Origin of the sequence: Vibrio gangliei, assembly GCF_026001925.1 — a bacterium.
Classification (GTDB): domain Bacteria; phylum Pseudomonadota; class Gammaproteobacteria; order Enterobacterales; family Vibrionaceae; genus Vibrio; species Vibrio gangliei.
This window is the reverse complement of sequence record NZ_AP021869.1, coordinates 713,892-731,981: the sequence shown is the minus strand read 5'-3', so window position 1 is coordinate 731,981 and position 18,090 is coordinate 713,892. Positions and strand designations below refer to the sequence as shown.

Genomic DNA, 18,090 nt, shown 5'->3' with positions numbered 1-18,090 from the left:
GCTCTTAGTTAAATGCGTCTCATACTTTTCATCATACTTTTGATAAAAAACTTCGACTCAGTTATCAAACTCATTGTATTGAGAGATCATCGTTTTCAAAGCAACTGACTGACGCTCATTCCAACGGTTACTCCAGCCTGTTTCAATCTCAATGGTTTTAAGTGCACCCGATAAAGAATCAGAGACCATCCATTTAGTTAAGTAAGCCCCTGAAACAGCGCTTCCATCAGAAATACTGGCAAAAGTAATGGTTCCATCCGCCCCGCTAACAGAGCGTGTACGAAACAATTCTAATTGAGCCTCAGCTAAATGCAGTGCCTTGATGCTGTTTTCCGCATAGTCAGCTTGCCTTTCCATATAGGTTTGTAATTTGACTAAGCCCATAATACCAACGATTAAAATCACAAAGGTGATCAGCACTTCGATTAAGCTAAAGCCTTGCTGTTTAGAAATCATTCCATGATCCTTTTATCCATTTGGGTTTTAATAACTGCCCTAAAGGGTTTTCTATTTTGGATTTGTCATAAGTAAACTTAAAACCACCGTGAAATGTTGCTATCTGGTCTGGAGCATCAATAACGACTAAACCTTTAGGCTCATACGAACCAGAAAGATAAGCAATAGGGACCTGTCCAATATCAGAAAATGTACTATTTGCCCATACTTTACCTGTATAACCATCCCAAACAGATAAACTTGGAGAAAGATTGTTTGTGTATAGCTGATATAAAACACCATTAAATGGAACACTACCTGTTGATGAAAAAATGCCATTCTGAATAACAACAATGGTGCCAGTTGAACCCTTAAAAGCATCAGCACTTTGTATCTTTGAACCAAGGCCAATATCACAATTACCATCAACCCAAACTAACTTTTTATCTTGCAGTATTTTTTGTGCAATATTAGCGTCACACGCACAATTTGATGGATTTCTATCTGTAGTCCCATTCCCGTATAATGCACATTGCCCCCCATTAATTACTTCAAACTCATCTTTTATCGAAGTTAATTCACTCTTAGGCACACCAAATAATTCTTCAAAAGGTTGAAAATTTTCTTCGTATAAATAATCACCTTTAAATTCAGTTTCATCAGATAAACTGTTCCCATCACTATCAAGACCATCATTTATTTCAGAGAGTTTTTTCAATGTCGTCACAGCTTCAACATCAGTAATATATTCAGAATCACAACTCGTTAATAGCATTTCTGGTGTCATAACCTTATCGGTAACGAGCTCACTTTTTGGTGTATCTGGAGCTAAATATAAACTTTTCGAATATTTGACACTTACACACTTAGGTGACCCCGAAGCCAATATTTCTAGTGGTTGAGGATTAAATTCATACGATCCAAGAAAATAAATATCTGCATTAGCTGACAACGCTCCCATTGTTCCTACAGTAGGCACTCTTAACACCTTAACCACTCGATAGCCATTTTCATTCGACTCAACCGTATATAGATTTGAAGTACCTTGCCTGGTGATATGAATATTCGTTGGTTGATCACAGTCATTATATGAAACTGAGTTCGGGTCATTCGAAGAAACATCCACCAGTTTGGCGAATACACACTCTAAGCGCCCTTCCCCTTTCCAGTGTAGTTGCCTCGCCTCAATCTCATTTTGGGCACGCTTCCCTTGAAAAAAAACACTTTTATAGCTGGCAAGAGATACCACTAAAGCGGCCGCAAGAAGTAGCACTGCTGTTAGCAAAGTCGCTGCACCTTGCTGAGATGAAATAGAATAAAAATGTCTAGCACGGGAAATCATTATTTCCAATTCCTTTGCTTAATTTGTGTGCTTAGAGTTTGAGTATGAGACCCATCAAGTAAAGAAGCTGTCAAAGATAATGTAATAAGTGCAGAGCTCACCGTACTGCCTAATGGGGATTCAGTAACAACAAATGAATCAACGGTTAACCTGTGTTGATCAAGTAAAGATTGATCAGGAGTACAAATGGTAGAGATAGCAGCAGACGCCGTTTTCTCACAGATCTTAAGTTTGGCATCATTAAATGCAAAAGCCACTTGAGTATATTTACCGTCTGGCTTCTTATAGGTATAAGCAAGGCTTGAAGAGGACGTGCTGATCACATTTGAAGCCCCAGAAAGCATTAACGAATAACCATCCGTGCCGTTGAAACCCGCTCGTTGAGCATCTTCTTTGATATACCGAAGTGCTTCATTCACCCCTTGGATAACTAACAATCTTTGTGCTCTCTCTGTGGCTAATTTTTGCCCCGACAGAAAAACACTACCAACGGCGATGATTGCAATAATACTGATGGCAGATGCCACCATCATCTCAACTAAAGAGACGCCTTTTTGCTTTGCAATACGATTATTCACAAGATGGGTAGCCATAAAATGCCCCTCCATCCCCACAGATACGAATTCGGCCTGTCACATTACTAAACACTAATTTGAGAGGCTTATTGGCATCGACAAAAAATGACAAACTCGATGGCTGTATAGGCTTGCCATTGACGGGTTCAAACTCTAAAACTGAAAGCAAAGTCGAGCCATTAGCCATAGGAAAATTGACCGTTATATTTTTAAATGGATGGCCATCTAAATACACTAGTGCATCCGATTGCGCAGAAGATAATGACGTGGCAGGTGTCGCACTAGCTCGGGTTGCCAGCCCCCATTCTCCACTGTATTCAGACCCTATTTTGACAAAATTCAAATAAACAGGTTGATTTCGGAGCACCGCTTCAGATTTCGTTTGTACAAAAAAACCTTGAAGCTCCTCAGCTAACCTTTGCATCTTCGAACGTTCACTCATTCCGCCAAATGAAGGCACGGCTGCCGCTAGCAAAACTGCTAGTACAACTAATGAAATCAGCATTTCGATCAGCGTAAACCCTCGAGCCATTCCCCAAAATCCTTTGCAACTAGTTACATTATGATTTTTCAACTTGCACAGATGCTAGCACTTATCAAAAATGGCATAAGTCTCTAACAGGAAGTAATGGAAATGATTCGAATAAATCGATGCAACAAAGCAAAAGCTCAACATTTAGGAATGACATTGATCGAATTATTGATTGCAGTGGCGATCATAGGCATTCTCGCAGCAATTGCTTACCCAAGTTACCAAGAGCATATTTTAAAAAGTCATCGCTCTGCGGTTATGAGTGATATGGTAAAAATTCAACTGCAGCTAGAGCAAAACCGAACTCAAACTGGCAGTTATGACTACACCATTATCGATAATTCAACCGGTGATTGTGATGCCTCTGTGGGCTGTCAAAATGACACTGACCGCTACAAATTATCCATCATCTCTGGAGCAAGCGGCATTAACCTTTATACGATTAAAGCAACGCCGCAAGCGAAACTGGGCCAAACAAAAGATAAATGTGGCACGCTAAGTATGAATGCGGGATCGGTTGGTTCAGCTGAAAAGAATGGGACAAGCGTGGATGGGTGTTGGAATTAAGGCTCGTAACTCGGGGGCGCGGTCGTTTCACTGCTCGTTGCTCGATAAAGATACAATCCCCCTAGGAACTAGGAACTAGGAACTAGGAACTAGGAACTCATCTTATTCTTTTCCGATAAACGAGCAGCGCAGCGCCCGAAAAAACGAGCCCCGTAAACCAACAAAGCCCCCATCACTGGAGGCTTTGTACTTAATCATCTTGAATCTTTAACACTGCTTTAGCTCGTCAAATCATCAAAGAACTTTTTCACGCCATTGAAGAAACCGTCTGATTTCGGTTTATGCTTTTGGCTTGCTTCTTCCCCGCCAAAAGATTCTTCCAATTCACGTAATAGTTCTTTTTGGCGTGAGCTCAATTTCACTGGCGTTTCGACTACTAGTTTACAAATCAAGTCACCGGTTGCGCCGCCACGTACTGATTTCACGCCTTTACCACGCATGCGGAACATTCGTCCGGTTTGCATTTCAGCTGGTACTTTCAGTTTAAAACGACCATCTAGTGTTGGCACTTCTACTTCACCACCTAAAGCAGCCAGAGTAAAGCTCACAGGCACTTCACAGCGTAAGTTATTGCCTTCACGCTCAAAAATATGGTGTGGTTTTAAGTGAACTTGAACATACAAATCACCGGCTGGCGCGCCGAGTTCACCCGCTTCACCTTCGCCATTTAAGCGAATACGGTCACCGGTGTCGACACCGGCTGGGATCTTAACATTAAGCGTTTTGCTCTTGTTCTTACGTCCTTCACCATGACAAGCACCGCAAGGATCTTTAATAATTTTGCCGCGACCATTACAGGTTGGACAAGTTTGTTGTACCGCAAAGAAACCTTGGCGCATTTGCACTTGGCCGTGACCATGACAGGTTCCACAAGTTTGCGAGCTTGAACCAGCCTTAGCTCCGCTGCCATCACACACTTCACATTCAGCCAGCGTTGAAATGTGGATTTCTTTTTCACAACCACGAACCGCTTCCTCTAGGCTTAGTTCCATGTTGTAACGTAAATCGGCACCGCGTTGCGCACGTTGACCACCGCCACGACGTCCGCCACCAAAGATATCGCCGAATACATCGCCAAACATATCTTCGAAGCCGCCGCCTCCACCGAAGCCACCACCGCCTCCGCCGAAGCCGCCTTGTTCAAAGGCTGCGTGGCCGTATTGGTCATAAGCTTGTTTTTTCTGAGGATCGGTTAAGACTTCATACGCTTCTTTAACTTCTTTAAATTTATCCGCGGCATCCGCTTCCTGGTTGCGGTCTGGGTGATATTTCATCGCAAGACGTTTATACGCCTTTTTAATATCGCGCTCTGATGCATCACGGCTTACACCTAATACTTCATAAAGATCACGTTTTGACATGCTCGTTTCACCAATTATTTAACCGATAAGACAGATATTTATATGTAAATTCAGACTTACCTGTGTTTTCCAAAATGTTTAAATAGAAGTTCAGCTATATCTAGCTAGATAATCCGATATGCCTTGCTCTCAATTTCGTGGCAGAAGTGATTATCTAGCGGGACATTGCCCAAATAAATTAACCAGTATCAGATCGAAAATTGCGGGCGTGAGAGACAATCTCAAACGCCCGCATTTTTGTTCACTTACTCTGTAAACCCATTAACTCAATCTACAGAGCAGCAGACTCGACTTAACCCAAAGGATTATTTTTTGTCTTCGTCTTTTACTTCTTCGAACTCTGCATCAACAACATCGTCTTCAGGTTTTGCTTGTTCGCCACCTTCAGCTTGTTGTGCTTGAGCTTTCTGCTGAGCGATTTCCATCAATTTTTGAGCCGCTGCTGCTAACTCTTGAACTTTAGTGTCGATGGCTTCTTTGTCGTCGCCAGATTTCACTGATTCAAGCGCTGCAATCGCTGCTTCAATTTTCTCTTTCTCGTCAGCTGGAAGTGCGTCACCCGCTTCTTCGATTTGCTTACGAGTACCGTGGATCATTTGGTCAGCTTGGTTACGAGTCGTTACTAACTCTTCGAACTTTTTGTCCGCTTCTTTGTTAGCTTCGGCTTCTTGTACCATTTTCTCGATCTCTTCCTCTGATAGACCACCAGACGCTTGGATCGTGATTTTTTGCTCTTTACCTGTTGCTTTATCTTTCGCAGATACATTCAAGATACCGTCCGCATCCAAGTCGAATGTTACTTCGATTTGTGGCATACCACGTGGCGCAGGGTTGATACCTTCTAGGTTAAATTGACCTAGAGATTTGTTGTAAGACGCTTGCTTACGCTCACCTTGCAATACGTGGATAGTTACCGCGCTTTGGTTATCTTCTGCTGTTGAGAACACTTGATTCGCTTTTGTTGGAATCGTTGTGTTTTTCTCAATCAACTTAGTCATCACACCACCCATCGTTTCGATACCGAAAGATAGAGGCGTTACGTCTAGTAGAAGAACGTCTTTCACGTCCCCCGCTAGAACACCACCTTGAACCGCAGCACCGATTGCTACCGCTTCGTCAGGGTTTACATCTTTACGAGCTTCTTTACCAAAGAATTCAGCAACTTTCTTCTGAACCATTGGCATACGTGTTTGACCACCCACTAGGATAACGTCAGTAATTTCACTTACTGATAGATCCGCATCGGCTAGAGCAACTTTTAGTGGCTCAAGAGAACGTTGAACTAGGTCTTCAACTAGAGATTCTAGTTTAGAGCGAGTCACTTTAACGTTCATGTGCTTAGGACCTGTTGCATCCGCTGTGATGTACGGTAAGTTCACGTCAGTTTGTTGTGCAGAAGACAGTTCGATCTTCGCTTTTTCTGCCGCTTCTTTAACACGTTGCATCGCTAGAGGATCTTTCTTCAGATCAATGCCTTGCTCGTTCTTAAATTCTGCTACTAAGTAGTTGATTAAACGAGTATCGAAGTCTTCACCACCTAGGTGTGTGTCACCGTTAGTTGCTAGAACTTCAAATGTTTTTTCGCCTTCAACTTCATCAATTTCGATGATTGAAATATCGAATGTACCACCACCAAGGTCGTAAACTGCGATAGTGCGATCGCCGCCTTTCTTATCAAGACCGTAAGCTAGCGCTGCTGCTGTTGGTTCGTTGATGATACGTTTTACTTCAAGACCTGCGATACGACCAGCATCTTTTGTTGCTTGACGTTGTGCATCGTTAAAGTATGCAGGTACAGTGATTACCGCGCCTGTTACTGTCTCACCTAGGTAATCTTCAGCTGTCTTTTTCATTTTCTTCAAGATTTCAGCTGAAACTTGAGGAGCTGCCATTTTTTGGCCTTTCGCTTCTACCCAAGCATCACCATTGTCAGCCTTAACGATTTTGTAAGGCATGATTTCGATGTCACGTTGAACTTCTTCGTCTTCAAAACGACGACCGATCAAACGCTTGATTGCAAATAGTGTATTTTCAGGGTTAGTTACCGCTTGACGTTTAGCTGGTTGACCAACCAAAGTTTCACCGTCGGTGTAAGCGATAACAGATGGTGTTGTACGCTCACCTTCCGCATTTTCAATGACGCGTGGTTTGTCGCCATCTAGTACAGCAACACATGAGTTAGTTGTACCTAAATCAATACCAATGATTTTACCCATTTGAGATTCTCCAAAGAATTCAGTTATTCAGTTTTTGCTAAACCCAGCATTTTCATTTCAATTAAATGGGGGCTCAGAATTGGGATTCAACCCTGTAAGCTAATTTGTTTTGCATTTCGCATTACGTTTTTCTGTATGCTCAATAGATAGGGGCGACAAATTGCTTTTCAAGGGGAAAAATTAAAAAAATCCCCAGAATCAAAAAATTTATTCCAATGCCAAATACACAAAAAGCCACTTCACCAATGAAGCGGCTTCAAATTAATGGGAATTGTTGCAGTTTAAATCAACGAATCAATTCTGATTAAATCATTGTTAAGTTCGAGAAGATTTTGCCCATAAGTTGATGGATTCATCTTGTGCGTACAAGTCGATTTCATCTAACTCTTGCTGAGTAAACTCCAAATTATTCACCGCACCGGCGCAATCAAGCACTTGAGAGGCTTTAGACGCTCCGATAAGTGCGGTCGTGATCCCTTCGTTACGCAACACCCAAGCAATCGCCATTTGCGCCAATGTTTGCCCACGTCGCTGTGCAATGTCATTCAAGGCTTTAATTTTTTCAATCGCTTGTTCTGTGAGCATGTCTTGCTGTAGCGATTTCCCTTGTGTTGCACGACTGCCTTCTGGGATGCCATTAAGATATTTAGTGGTAAGCATGCCTTGAGCGAGTGGACTAAAGGCTATTGACCCTACACCGAGCTCTTTTAAAGTATCTTTCAAACCATCCGTTTCGACCCAGCGATTCAACATGCTATAACTCGGTTGATGGATCAAACATGGCGTACCTAAATCGCTCAAAATCTCCACCGCTTTGCGCGTACATTCAGAGTTATAAGAAGAAATTCCGACATACAATGCGCGTCCAGATTTCACAATATGTTCCAAAGCACCCATGGTTTCTTCTAATGGGGTATTCGGGTCAAAGCGATGCGAATAAAAAACATCCACATAATCTAGTCCCATACGCTTTAACGATTGATCACAAGAAGCAATTAAGTATTTACGCGATCCCCATTCACCGTAAGGGCCGTTCCACATGTGATAACCCGCTTTCGTTGAAATGACGAGCTCATCACGTAAGCCTGCAAAATCGGTTTTGAGAATTTGGCCAAATACCGTTTCGGCACTACCTGGCTCTGGGCCATAGTTATTGGCTAAATCGAAATGGGTAATCCCATTATCAAAAGCGGTTTGGCAAATATCACGCTTATTTTGATGACAGGCATCATCACCAAAGTTATGCCACAAACCTAATGACACAGCAGGCAGTAATAATCCTGATTGACCACAACGGCGATATTGCATTTTTTGATAACGATCTTCGGCGGGAACGTAACGATTCATGAATACTCCTAATCTAATACGAAAAAAGTGTAGAAAACGTTCTGCTTTCTACACTTTCATATTCAGCTCATGAGCCGCTAGTCTTTATCCATATTTTATGAAGCTGATCAGCTCAAAATGAATCAGTTAGTGATCAAGCTAACATATTTATATGGAGCGATGAATTACTTAGCAACCATCACCATTGCAGGGCGAATCACACGGCCGTTTAGCTCGTAGCCTTTTTGCATCACCATCATCACAGTGTTTGATTCGTGATCAGGGCTTTCTTGCATGCCGATCGCTTGGTGCAACTCAGGGTTGAATGGTTGGCCTTCTGGATCGATAGCCACTAAACCATATTTAGCAACGGTATCGACGAAAGATTTATGCGTCATTTCTACACCTTCAAGGATAGGCTTAACAGCTTCATCTTCAGGATTACCCGCTTGAATCGCACGTTCAAGGTTATCGATAACCGGAAGCAATTCTTCCGCGAATTTGTTCAACGCGTATTTGCGCGCTTTGTCCATTTCTTGTTCACTGCGACGACGCATGTTTTCAACTTCAGCTTTAGCGCGAAGAACAGAGTCTTGCTGCTCCTTCACTTGTGCTTCAGCTGCTTGCAATGCCGCTTCTAGCTCAATCACACGCGAGGCTTCTTGTTCAACTTGCTCGATTTCTTCGTTCCAGTCGATATCGCCTTCACCACCAATCGTTTGAGCATCATCCGTAAGAACTTCATCATCAACAAGCTCTTGCTCAACTTGTACGTCATCAGCTTTTAGCTCTTCATCTTGCGGTTTGTTGTGTTCTGTAGTCATGTGATCTCCAAGAATAAATTTAACTCTATACGTGCGCCCTAACGGAATAGGCACAAAACACTCGCATAGTCGTTTCACTTGCCTTTATTATGGGGACGAAGATTTATGATTCAAGCATAAGAATGCGTTTATCTTTTCTTAACCTTAATTGTTATGCTTAAAATAAACGTAACGCCTTGTAAAAAACTGATTATTGATGAGCTGAGTATGCAGAAGCCTTTTAACGTTATCGCTATTATTGGTAAACCTCGTGACCACAAAGCCGTGCAAACGCATAAAGAGCTTTTCCATTGGCTATGCGAAAAAGGGTATCAAGTTGTTATTGATGACCGCCTGATTGATATCTTGGATGACATTCCTAAAAACGTCTTTACTAGCCTACTTAATATTGGTGAACAAGCCGACCTTGCTATTGTCGTAGGAGGGGATGGCAACATGTTAGGCGCGGCGCGAATTTTATCTCGCTTCGATATTTCAGTGATTGGGGTTAATCGAGGCAACTTGGGCTTTTTAACCGACTTGAATCCAGAAGATTTTCACGATGCCTTACTCAAGGTACTACAAGGTCACTACCTCACTGAAGAACGCTTCTTGCTTGAAACAGAAGTTCATCGTAACAATCACATTAAGAGTCATAATTCAGCCTTAAATGAAGTCGTGCTTCACCCGGGTAAAATTGCTCACATGATTGAATTTGAAGTCTATATCGATGATCGCTTTGCCTTTTCTCAGCGCTCAGATGGTCTGATTGTTTCGACACCAACAGGGTCAACGGCGTATTCCTTATCGGGTGGTGGCCCCATTTTATCGCCTAGTTTGAATGCGATTTCACTCGTTCCTATGTTCCCACACACTTTGTCTAGCCGCCCACTGGTCGTGGACGGCAAGCGTAAAATTAAATTGATCGTTTCACCAGACAACCGCGGCACTCAAGAAGTCAGCTGTGATGGACAAATTTCATTGCCGGTCTCACCTGGAGATGAAATCCAAATCTACCAAAGCCCCAATATCCTAAAGCTGATCCACCCAGAAGATTACAGCTACTACCACGTGTTACGTCATAAGTTAGGCTGGTCGAGCAAGCTGTTCTAACTCCCTTCCTTTGTTTGAAGAATAAATTAGGGTCAAATGAGTGCTCTGCGGATTTGTGATCAGCGGAGCATTTTTTTATCCCAAAGAAAGGTCGAGCAAAAATTCACACAAAAACCTTTACTGTATAAAAAGCCAGTATATACTGTTTTTACATACAGTAATTTTATCTCTTTTTTAATGAAGGTGGATTTATGCTCTCCCATTTAAGTATTAATAATTTTGCAATTGTTAAATCTTTACAGCTAGAGCTTTTCAAAGGAATGACAACCATTACCGGTGAAACGGGTGCTGGTAAATCAATTGCTATCGATGCGCTAAGCCTATGTTTAGGTGGCCGTGCTGACAGCAATATGGTGCGGCCAGGTGAAGAGAAAACCGATATCACCGCCTCCTTCATTTTAGATAACAATATTAATGCCAAACGTTGGTTAGAAGATAATGAATTGCTGGATTCAGAAGAATGCATTATTCGTCGTATTATCACCAATGAAGGCCGTTCTCGCGCCTTTATCAATGGCCACCCAGTGCCTCTTTCTCAATTAAAATCACTGGGACAAACTTTGATCAATATCCATGGTCAACATGCCCATCATTTATTGATGAAACCAGAACACCAATTAACTCTATTGGATCAATACGCTGGCCACCAGCAACTGATCCAAGCAAGTAAGAAAGCTTATTCTGATTGGCGTCAGCTGCAAAACCAACTCAAAACCTTAAAAGCCAACAGCCAAGAAAACTTAGCGCAAAAACAATTATTGGAATACCAAGTTAAAGAGTTAGATGAACTCGCTCTTGGCGAAACTGAATTTGAAGAGCTAGAGCAAGAACACAAAGTTCTCTCAAGCAGCGGACAAATCGCCATTACTTGTCAGCAAGCCATCAATGAACTGTACGAAGGCGAGGAAGTGAATGCTATCGCCCTACTCCATTCAGTGAATAACTCTTTGGTTGAACTGGCTGATTTAGACCCTTCATTGGCGCATTTACCGAATTTAGTGTCGGAAGCCATGATCCAATTAGAAGAAGCAAATTCTGAATTACGTCACTATGCGGATAATATCGATGTTGATCCTGCCCGCATTGCCGAAGTAGAAGAGCGCTTCAGTAAAGTGATGACTACAGCGCGTAAACACCATGTTCGCCCTGAAGAGTTATATCAATATCACCAAGAAGTAAAAGCGCAGATTGAAGCACTAGATTGCTCAGATGAAAAATTTGAACAGCTTGAACACGAAGTTTCAGTAAAATTCCAACACTTCTTGGCCGCTGCAGAAAAACTCAGTAAGAGCCGCCATCGTTATGCCAAAGAGCTTAATAAACTGATTTCACAAAGCATGCATGAACTGAGCATGGAAAAAGCACAATTCTGTATTGATATTGTCAGCACAGAAAAAAATGCTGCGCCATTGGGTATCGATCAGGTGAGCTTCTTAGTGTCGACCAACCCAGGACAACCACTGCAAGCGTTAGCTAAGGTCGCCTCTGGTGGTGAATTGTCACGTATTTCATTGGCTATTCAAGTGATCACAGCTCAAAAAGTACAAACACCGAGCCTGATTTTCGATGAGGTGGATGTCGGGATCAGCGGCCCAACCGCAAGCGTGGTAGGAAAAATGCTGCGCAAACTGGGTGAATCAACGCAAGTATTGTGTGTGACTCACCTGCCTCAAGTAGCAGGAAGCGGTCATCAACAACTGTTTGTGGCTAAACAAACCAAAGCTGGTAAAACTGAAACTCGCATCCACCAGCTTAATGAAGAGCAACGTATTGATGAGTTAGCACGATTACTCGGTGGCAGCACCATTACTGACTCAACTAAAGCTAATGCCAAAGAGTTGTTGATAGCAGCATAGACGAAAGCCGAAACCGAAAACCGAAAGTCGAAAATATTTTTGATAATCAATAAAAGTTTGCAACTAAACTCTAAGTTTTTGGTCATAAATTGCATGATTAAACTCGCGGGCTTTTACTTCTGAGTCTTGCTTGTTTATTATCGAGACAGTTTATTGCCTTTAACTCAAAGAAAACCACTATGCATTTTAAAAAGTGGATACTGATTATCCCTTTCGTATTAACGATATTATCTGGTTGTAGCGTGCTTGAACGCTTTGTATACCGAATCGACATTGCTCAAGGAAACTACATAGAGCAACCCAGTGTAGATAAACTACGCATTGGCATGAGTAAGGAACAAGTTCGTTATGTTCTCGGTTCACCAATGCTAGTGGAAAATGGCTACCCAGATACCTGGTATTACATTTACCATTTCACACATGGTCATGATGATTCGGTTCAAAAGAACTTCATTGTGAATTTTGATCCGCAAAGCCAAACTTTGGCGAGCGCATCTGGTGATTTTGAACTCAGCCCAGAATTTAATACCCCGCTGAATTAACTGTCTTAACGAAACACACCAGAATCAAAATGGCACTTACTTCAACATGAGGTAAGCGCCATTTGTTTATTTATGCTTTACAAGCCGTTTCTAGTTTCTAGTTTCTAGTTTCTAGTTTCTAGTTTCTAGTTTCTAGTTTCTAGAGAGGATAATAAACTTTTAATCCTATTTCGCTTGGGCGGCTTTGGCTTGTTCAGCGCGTTTGCGACGTATTTCTTTTGGATCGGCAAGCAAAGGTCGATAAATTTCAATTCTATCTTTATCGCGCACTGTCGCATCAAGCTTCACGTTTCGGCTATAAACACCAACTTTATTCTTGTCCAAATCAATTTCAGGGTACGCTTCAAGCACGCCCGATTGCTCTATGATTTCTTGTACCGTTAAATCCGATGCGACGGCCAACTCAAACACTTTTTGTTCATGAGGCAAGGCATACACCACCTCTACATGAATCAATGTATTTTCTTCAGTCATTAATAATCCACTTAGGCCAATTAGCCGGCTAATTTGTATAGATTTGTTTTGCGCGTTGAGTAAATGAGTTCACCATATTATTAGTCAACTCATTAAAAACCTTACCAAAAGCCATTTCAATCAACTTATTGGTAAACTCAAAAGAGAGGCTAAATTCGATTTTACAGGCAAAATCATCAAGCGGGGTAAACACCCAAAATCCAGTTAAAGACTTGAAAGGTCCATCCACCAACTCCAAATTAATTCTACGCCCCGGCTCCATTGTGTTGGACGTCGTGAATGTTTTTTTGATTCCCGCCTTTGAAACATCAATTGAAGCCACTAAATCAGTATCAGTGGATTCAATTAATTTGGAGCCTGAGCAGCCTGGTAAAAATTCGGGGTATTTTTCAACATCATTGACCAGATCATACATCTGCTTGGCACTAAACGAGACCAAGGCTGAACGGTTAACTTGAGGCATAGTGTTTCCTAAATTTGAGCTATAAAGCAAATTCTCGAATAAGAAGTTGAAAGTTATCAAGAACAAAAAGTTATCAAGAACATAAATTTATCAAGATTCCGCTAAAAGAATTCGCCAAAATTAAAGCAATCCGTATAATGAGGCCATTATGGCAAAGAAAAAATCAAAATCAAAAGCCGGTAGTAATACTATCGCTCTCAACAAGCAAGCTCGACACGAATATTTTATCGATGATGAAATAGAAGTCGGTCTTGAGCTGCAAGGTTGGGAAGTCAAATCTTTACGTCAAGGTAAAGCCAATATCGCAGAAAGTTACGTCTTTCTTCGCGACGGAGAAGCATTTCTAAGTGGCGCATCCATTATTCCACTGCAACAGGCTTCTACTCACATTGTGGCTAATCCGACACGTGTGCGTAAATTATTATTGAAACGTCGTGAACTCGACAACCTATTTGGTCGTGTCAACCGTGAAGGCATGACACTGGTTGCGATGTCTCTGTATTGGTCGAAATCTTGGGCCAAAATGAAAATTGGTGTCGCAAAAGGTAAAAAACTGCACGACAAACGTGAAGATAAGAAAAACCAAGATTGGCAACGCGATAAAGCTCGCATCATGAAGAGCAATTTACGCTAAAAACAATTTGACGTATTAATAACCACTTGAGTGTAAGTCACTAGACTCTAAAAGGGATTGTGTTACTATGCGTTCACTGTGTGTTAAGTGACTTTGGTAAATAAAGTTCTTAACAGAATAAAAAAGTTTGAAATTTTGTTGAGTAGTTGCAAAATCACTCAAACGACCTTGGGGCTGATTCAGGATTCGACGGGAATTTGTAAGTCTGAGGTGCATGCCGTGGGGCGGTTGGCCACGTAAAAAGCCGCAAAAAAATAGTCGCAAACGACGAAAACTACGCACTAGCAGCTTAATACCCTGCTGAGAGCCTTTCTGCCCTAGCTTCCGTTTGTAAGACGGGGAATAACAGAGAGTCAAACCCAAACAAACTCGTGTGGCGTCTCCCGCCTGAGAGACAAAGCATTAAAAATAATTCAGGATAGCCATCAGCTAGCGTGTCGGTTCGCAGGTCGGTGGTGAAATTAAAGATCGACTAAGCATGTAGTACCAATGATGGATGATTTTCGGACGCGGGTTCAAATCCCGCCAGCTCCACCAATTCATAGTTTAAAGACGTCCTAGGGCGTCTTTTTTCTTGCCTGTAACAACCTAAAATCAATAACTTAGAACCCATCAACATCCAAAGACGTCTAACTACTTCTTTGATCTTTGGGTACACAACAGGGTACACTGGTTTTAATGAGTTAATCTGGTGTACCCAACATGGCAAAAATAACTACACGTCTAACAGACAAAGATATCAAATCAGCGAAGCCCAAAGATAAAGAATACAACTTGTTTGATGGTGATGGGCTTCGATTACGTATCAAGCCTAACGGTTCAAAACAGTGGATCTTTAACTACTACAAACCCATTACAGGAAAACGAGCAAACCTTAGCCTAGGTAGATATCCAGACTTATCTCTTGCCAATGCTCGTAAAAATGCAATGGCAGCCAGAGAGCTGCTAGCTCAGCGGATTGATCCTCAAGAAGAACGAAAACGCCAAGAACTCGTTCACAAAGAAATCTACGAACATACCTTTGCTAAAGTCTCTAAAGATTGGTTCAACCTCAAAAAACACGAAGTCACTCCAGACTATGCTGTCGATATCTGGCGCTCACTAGAACTTCATGTATTTCCGCAAATAGCGAATTCACCAGTAAAAGATATCGATGCCCCACTCGTTATTGATCTACTTAGGCCTATCGAAGCAAAAGGCAGCCTAGAGACGGTTAAACGCTTATCTCAACGCTTAAACGAAATAATGAACTACGCGGCAAACTGTGGTCTTGTAAAAGCTAATCCATTAACAGGGATTCGAGCCGCTTTCAAAAAGCCCAAAAAAGAAAACATGGCAGCACTAGCACCAGATGAACTACCAGAGCTAATGGGAGCTATCGCCAATGCCAGTATAAAGCGTACTACTCGTTGTTTAATCGAGTGGCAACTACACACTATGACTCGTCCTTCTGAAGCCGCAGTTCTATCTGGTAGGCTTCAACTTTCTAGGACATGAAGGAAAACAAAATGAATGCTCGTCACGTAAAGCAACAGTTATTTGAAGAGAGTGGTCAGAATCTTATTGTAGGAAGAGTCATTGACTGTCCCATTGAACCTGAGCATTTAGCACAAACGACAGCTGATTCCCCTTATGTTATCGAAGCTTTTGACAGCGGTTTGACGGCGGAAGTCTATAGAGTTCGTTTTGACAATAAGGACTTTACTCTAAAGAAGAAGCGTCAAAGTGCAAAGGTGCAAAACTTAGATGGTCAATTTTCTTTTCTTAATGAGGTTCAGCGGCGTCAGGACTTTCAGAAGTTAAAAGCAGAGCGTCGTACTGGTCGGTCTCTTGATGGAATTGTGAATACCGCTTATGCCGACTATCGATTAGGGATCATCTTATCTGAATGGATAGAAGGTGCGCCAATCCAAAACCTAACGACTGAAATACTCCAGCAACTGTTTTCGACTTTGATGACGTGTGAACAAAACGGATTGTTCGAGTGGGACTTATGTTCTGGCAATTTGTTAGTTGACCATCATCAACAACTTAAATTGTTCGATTTTGGTTACATGTATGAGTTTGACCCGCGACGGGCATTTAATAGTAACGGAACGAATGATCCGCTATTTAACTTCTGTGAACGGTTTGAGACGCGTTTCTTATCTGGATGGTTACTCGAAAAGGAGTATCCCCAGGATAAGGCCCTCAGTTTGTTTAGGGAGGTCAAACTGACCGCACTAAAAGCTATAGAGAATAAAATAACTTGGCTCGAGGTGAACGGTGGCGAGTCTCATATCATCGAATACTATTGTGGTATCCAGAGAGAGTTCAGCGAGGCCATTTCTAACCAAGCAGTACTTGAGCGGTGTTTCTTGACAACCATGTTCCGCTCTCATGTGCTTGATATTGAAGACGATCTGGAAGGGAAAAGTTGCACTGCATTAACACTCAAGCGTATTGATGTCGTTCAAGAAATTCTCAATCATCATTTTCCACTGCTTGAAAACTACGGTGCCCTATTTTATCAGAATGAAGGAGCCTCGCAGGAAGAGTTGCGCCTTCGATATGAACAGAAGTGGAAGCTAGCGGAAAGCTACCAGTTGTAAAACAGAAGTTGGAGCTATTAAGCGAATATTTAGTATTTATTGCAAGAGTTGCTTAAAGCAACACTTCTATTGACTAGGCGCTCATCCTAGCAACATGGAATAGTTGGTTCTTGAATAGGTAAATGAAAATGGACAAACAGACCTTACCGCAATTATTGCTCAGTCTTTTAGATACCGCGAGTGAAGGTTTGTGGTTTATGGGAGATGATAATGTTGTTCAGTTCTACAACAGTACTTTCTATCAGCAGTTTAGCGGCCTTTTTCATTTTGTATACTTAACCTATCTCCAGTCCAGTGCTCCATTAGTACATACTCTCAATGCTAATCTTCACGTCGTAGTCCCCTATCCCAAAAATAACAATAGTTTTTACCTATCAAAACAATAAGAATAATCAATTTTTAAAATTAACTCGTTAATGTGAATATACTTCCCGTAAGCAAAACAAAGCGCGACTGAAAACATATTCAGAGCCTTTACTAGCTAAAGAATCCAAGAGATGAAGCTAGTCAACTTGTGCAGAATTTTTTCAAAAAGAAAAGGGAAAGTGAATATTATGATTAACACTCAAATCAAACCATTTACAGCAACAGCATACAAAAACGGCGAATTCGTTGAAGTAACAGAAAAAGATGTACTAGGCAAATGGGCAGTGTTTTTCTTCTACCCAGCGGACTTTACTTTCGTATGTCCAACGGAACTAGGTGACCTTGCTGATCACTACGAAGAGCTACAAAGCCGTGGCGTTGAAGTTTACTCAGTATCTACTGATACTCACTTCACTCACAAAGCATGGCACGACAGTTCTGAAACTATCGGTAAAATCAATTACTACATGCTAGGCGACCAAACTGGCAACATCACTAACAACTTTGGTGTAATGCGTGAAGGTCAAGGTCTTGCTGACCGTGCAACTTTCCTAATCGACCCAGAAGGTACTATCCAAGCAATGGAAATCACTGCTGAAGGTATCGGTCGTGATGCAGAAGACCTACTACGTAAAGTGAAAGCAGCTCAATACGTTGCAGCACACCCAGGTGAAGTATGTCCTGCTAAATGGAAAGAAGGTGAAGAGACATTAGCTCCATCTTTAGACCTAGTAGGTAAAATCTAATCCTACGATAAAAAAGAATTACCTATCCCCCAATAGGTGATATCTGAGGGCTGGTTGGTTGTATTACTTCTGACGACCTATGCCGCCAATTGGCCCTCCCCCCTATTTTATGCCCTCTAAATTTGGATATAGCTTTATCCAGAGTAAC

General features: G+C 41.8%; 18 protein-coding genes, 1 other RNA gene and 1 pseudogene. 10 read left to right on the top strand and 10 right to left on the bottom strand.

The genetic code is table 11. The annotated features are described in order from the left end of the window. Window positions 1–57: 57 nt before the first annotated feature. The 4 genes from Vgang_RS03345 to Vgang_RS03330 are packed head-to-tail and all read right to left on the bottom strand — an operon-like array spanning window position 58 to window position 2,884. A complete protein-coding gene (locus Vgang_RS03345; RefSeq protein ID WP_105903083.1) occupies window positions 58–456 on the bottom strand; it encodes a type IV pilus modification PilV family protein in 399 nt (132 codons plus the stop codon). Continuing rightward, window positions 446–1,777, bottom strand: a complete 1,332-nt coding sequence (locus tag Vgang_RS03340; protein WP_105903084.1) for a hypothetical protein — start codon at window positions 1,775–1,777, stop codon at window positions 446–448. Before Vgang_RS03340 ends, Vgang_RS03345 begins: the two co-directional genes overlap by 11 nt. Further along, the gene (locus Vgang_RS03335) at window positions 1,777–2,370 is read right to left on the bottom strand and encodes a PilW family protein (RefSeq protein ID WP_105903085.1); all 594 of its coding nucleotides are present in this window, start codon (window positions 2,368–2,370) and stop codon (window positions 1,777–1,779) included. The genes Vgang_RS03340 and Vgang_RS03335 overlap by 1 nt, the downstream gene beginning before the upstream one ends. Further along, on the bottom strand, window positions 2,348–2,884 hold the full coding sequence (locus Vgang_RS03330) for a GspH/FimT family pseudopilin (protein ID WP_105903086.1): 537 nt from the start codon (window positions 2,882–2,884) through the stop codon (window positions 2,348–2,350). The genes Vgang_RS03335 and Vgang_RS03330 overlap by 23 nt, the downstream gene beginning before the upstream one ends. 96 nt (window positions 2,885–2,980) lie before the next feature. On the opposite strand from Vgang_RS03330, the gene Vgang_RS03325 reads away from it, so the two are divergent. Beyond that, window positions 2,981–3,451 carry a type IV pilin protein gene (locus Vgang_RS03325; protein ID WP_170066854.1) on the top strand — a complete coding sequence of 157 codons (471 nt, stop codon included), beginning with the start codon at window positions 2,981–2,983 and terminating at the stop codon, window positions 3,449–3,451. Between the two features lie 218 nt (window positions 3,452–3,669). Here Vgang_RS03325 and dnaJ read toward each other — a convergent pair whose 3' ends face one another. The 4 genes from dnaJ to grpE form a co-directional block, all read right to left on the bottom strand. Continuing rightward, window positions 3,670–4,812 (bottom strand): molecular chaperone DnaJ, encoded by a 1,143-nt coding sequence (gene dnaJ, locus Vgang_RS03320; protein WP_105903087.1) that lies wholly within the window; start codon window positions 4,810–4,812, stop codon window positions 3,670–3,672. A gap of 305 nt (window positions 4,813–5,117) precedes the next feature. Further along, the gene (gene dnaK, locus Vgang_RS03315; RefSeq protein WP_105903088.1) at window positions 5,118–7,028 is read right to left on the bottom strand and encodes a molecular chaperone DnaK; all 1,911 of its coding nucleotides are present in this window, start codon (window positions 7,026–7,028) and stop codon (window positions 5,118–5,120) included. Between the two features lie 315 nt (window positions 7,029–7,343). Beyond that, window positions 7,344–8,375, bottom strand: a complete 1,032-nt coding sequence (gene mgrA / locus Vgang_RS03310; protein WP_105903089.1) for an L-glyceraldehyde 3-phosphate reductase — start codon at window positions 8,373–8,375, stop codon at window positions 7,344–7,346. A gap of 164 nt (window positions 8,376–8,539) precedes the next feature. Then, window positions 8,540–9,178, bottom strand: coding sequence for a nucleotide exchange factor GrpE (gene grpE / locus Vgang_RS03305; protein WP_105903090.1), 639 nt, complete (start codon window positions 9,176–9,178; stop codon window positions 8,540–8,542). A gap of 207 nt (window positions 9,179–9,385) precedes the next feature. Here grpE and nadK point away from each other — a divergent pair, with 207 nt between their 5' ends. From nadK to Vgang_RS03290, 3 genes are all read left to right on the top strand, one after another. After that, window positions 9,386–10,270 (top strand): NAD(+) kinase, encoded by an 885-nt coding sequence (gene nadK, locus Vgang_RS03300; protein ID WP_105903113.1) that lies wholly within the window; start codon window positions 9,386–9,388, stop codon window positions 10,268–10,270. Window positions 10,271–10,461: 191 nt separating this feature from the next. Then, window positions 10,462–12,126 carry a DNA repair protein RecN gene (gene recN / locus Vgang_RS03295; RefSeq protein WP_105903091.1) on the top strand — a complete coding sequence of 555 codons (1,665 nt, stop codon included), beginning with the start codon at window positions 10,462–10,464 and terminating at the stop codon, window positions 12,124–12,126. A gap of 179 nt (window positions 12,127–12,305) precedes the next feature. Continuing rightward, window positions 12,306–12,668: an outer membrane protein assembly factor BamE gene (locus Vgang_RS03290; RefSeq protein WP_105903092.1), complete on the top strand. Its 363-nt coding sequence runs from the start codon at window positions 12,306–12,308 to the stop codon at window positions 12,666–12,668. A 165-nt stretch (window positions 12,669–12,833) separates the two neighbouring features. Here Vgang_RS03290 and Vgang_RS03285 read toward each other — a convergent pair whose 3' ends face one another. Beyond that, window positions 12,834–13,142, bottom strand: coding sequence for an RnfH family protein (locus Vgang_RS03285; RefSeq protein ID WP_105903093.1), 309 nt, complete (start codon window positions 13,140–13,142; stop codon window positions 12,834–12,836). A 28-nt stretch (window positions 13,143–13,170) separates the two neighbouring features. Beyond that, a complete protein-coding gene (locus Vgang_RS03280; protein WP_105903094.1) occupies window positions 13,171–13,605 on the bottom strand; it encodes an SRPBCC family protein in 435 nt (144 codons plus the stop codon). Window positions 13,606–13,753: 148 nt separating this feature from the next. Here Vgang_RS03280 and smpB point away from each other — a divergent pair, with 148 nt between their 5' ends. The 6 genes and pseudogenes from smpB to ahpC all read left to right on the top strand — a co-directional run bounded on the left by smpB (window position 13,754) and on the right by ahpC (window position 17,942). Continuing rightward, on the top strand, window positions 13,754–14,239 hold the full coding sequence (smpB, locus tag Vgang_RS03275; protein ID WP_105903095.1) for an SsrA-binding protein SmpB: 486 nt from the start codon (window positions 13,754–13,756) through the stop codon (window positions 14,237–14,239). Window positions 14,240–14,409: 170 nt separating this feature from the next. Continuing rightward, window positions 14,410–14,776: a transfer-messenger RNA gene (ssrA, locus tag Vgang_RS03270) on the top strand. Between the two features lie 165 nt (window positions 14,777–14,941). Beyond that, window positions 14,942–15,700 (top strand): annotated as a pseudogene (locus Vgang_RS03265) (integrase arm-type DNA-binding domain-containing protein); the annotation flags it as partial. A 47-nt stretch (window positions 15,701–15,747) separates the two neighbouring features. Further along, complete coding sequence (locus Vgang_RS03260) at window positions 15,748–16,830, top strand: AarF/UbiB family protein (RefSeq protein ID WP_105903096.1); 1,083 nt, start codon at window positions 15,748–15,750, stop codon at window positions 16,828–16,830. A 128-nt stretch (window positions 16,831–16,958) separates the two neighbouring features. Continuing rightward, window positions 16,959–17,216, top strand: a complete 258-nt coding sequence (locus Vgang_RS03255) for a hypothetical protein (protein ID WP_157946036.1) — start codon at window positions 16,959–16,961, stop codon at window positions 17,214–17,216. A gap of 168 nt (window positions 17,217–17,384) precedes the next feature. Further along, a complete protein-coding gene (gene ahpC, locus Vgang_RS03250) occupies window positions 17,385–17,942 on the top strand; it encodes an alkyl hydroperoxide reductase subunit C (RefSeq protein ID WP_105903098.1) in 558 nt (185 codons plus the stop codon). Window positions 17,943–18,090 lie beyond the last annotated feature (148 nt).

What these genes read in the sequence shown, in the direction of transcription:
- Vgang_RS03345 (WP_105903083.1), bottom strand. Translation starts at nt 456, where the DNA reads ATGATTTCTAAACAGCAAGGCTTTAGCTTAATCGAAGTGCTGATCACC.
- Vgang_RS03340 (WP_105903084.1), bottom strand. Translation starts at nt 1,777, where the DNA reads ATGATTTCCCGTGCTAGACATTTTTATTCTATTTCATCTCAGCAAGGT.
- Vgang_RS03335 (WP_105903085.1), bottom strand. Translation starts at nt 2,370, where the DNA reads ATGGCTACCCATCTTGTGAATAATCGTATTGCAAAGCAAAAAGGCGTC.
- Vgang_RS03330 (WP_105903086.1), bottom strand. Translation starts at nt 2,884, where the DNA reads ATGGCTCGAGGGTTTACGCTGATCGAAATGCTGATTTCATTAGTTGTA.
- Vgang_RS03325 (WP_170066854.1), top strand. Translation starts at nt 2,981, where the DNA reads ATGGAAATGATTCGAATAAATCGATGCAACAAAGCAAAAGCTCAACAT.
- dnaJ (WP_105903087.1), bottom strand. Translation starts at nt 4,812, where the DNA reads ATGTCAAAACGTGATCTTTATGAAGTATTAGGTGTAAGCCGTGATGCA.
- dnaK (WP_105903088.1), bottom strand. Translation starts at nt 7,028, where the DNA reads ATGGGTAAAATCATTGGTATTGATTTAGGTACAACTAACTCATGTGTT.
- mgrA (WP_105903089.1), bottom strand. Translation starts at nt 8,375, where the DNA reads ATGAATCGTTACGTTCCCGCCGAAGATCGTTATCAAAAAATGCAATAT.
- grpE (WP_105903090.1), bottom strand. Translation starts at nt 9,178, where the DNA reads ATGACTACAGAACACAACAAACCGCAAGATGAAGAGCTAAAAGCTGAT.
- nadK (WP_105903113.1), top strand. Translation starts at nt 9,386, where the DNA reads ATGCAGAAGCCTTTTAACGTTATCGCTATTATTGGTAAACCTCGTGAC.
- recN (WP_105903091.1), top strand. Translation starts at nt 10,462, where the DNA reads ATGCTCTCCCATTTAAGTATTAATAATTTTGCAATTGTTAAATCTTTA.
- Vgang_RS03290 (WP_105903092.1), top strand. Translation starts at nt 12,306, where the DNA reads ATGCATTTTAAAAAGTGGATACTGATTATCCCTTTCGTATTAACGATA.
- Vgang_RS03285 (WP_105903093.1), bottom strand. Translation starts at nt 13,142, where the DNA reads ATGACTGAAGAAAATACATTGATTCATGTAGAGGTGGTGTATGCCTTG.
- Vgang_RS03280 (WP_105903094.1), bottom strand. Translation starts at nt 13,605, where the DNA reads ATGCCTCAAGTTAACCGTTCAGCCTTGGTCTCGTTTAGTGCCAAGCAG.
- smpB (WP_105903095.1), top strand. Translation starts at nt 13,754, where the DNA reads ATGGCAAAGAAAAAATCAAAATCAAAAGCCGGTAGTAATACTATCGCT.
- Vgang_RS03260 (WP_105903096.1), top strand. Translation starts at nt 15,748, where the DNA reads ATGAATGCTCGTCACGTAAAGCAACAGTTATTTGAAGAGAGTGGTCAG.
- Vgang_RS03255 (WP_157946036.1), top strand. Translation starts at nt 16,959, where the DNA reads ATGGACAAACAGACCTTACCGCAATTATTGCTCAGTCTTTTAGATACC.
- ahpC (WP_105903098.1), top strand. Translation starts at nt 17,385, where the DNA reads ATGATTAACACTCAAATCAAACCATTTACAGCAACAGCATACAAAAAC.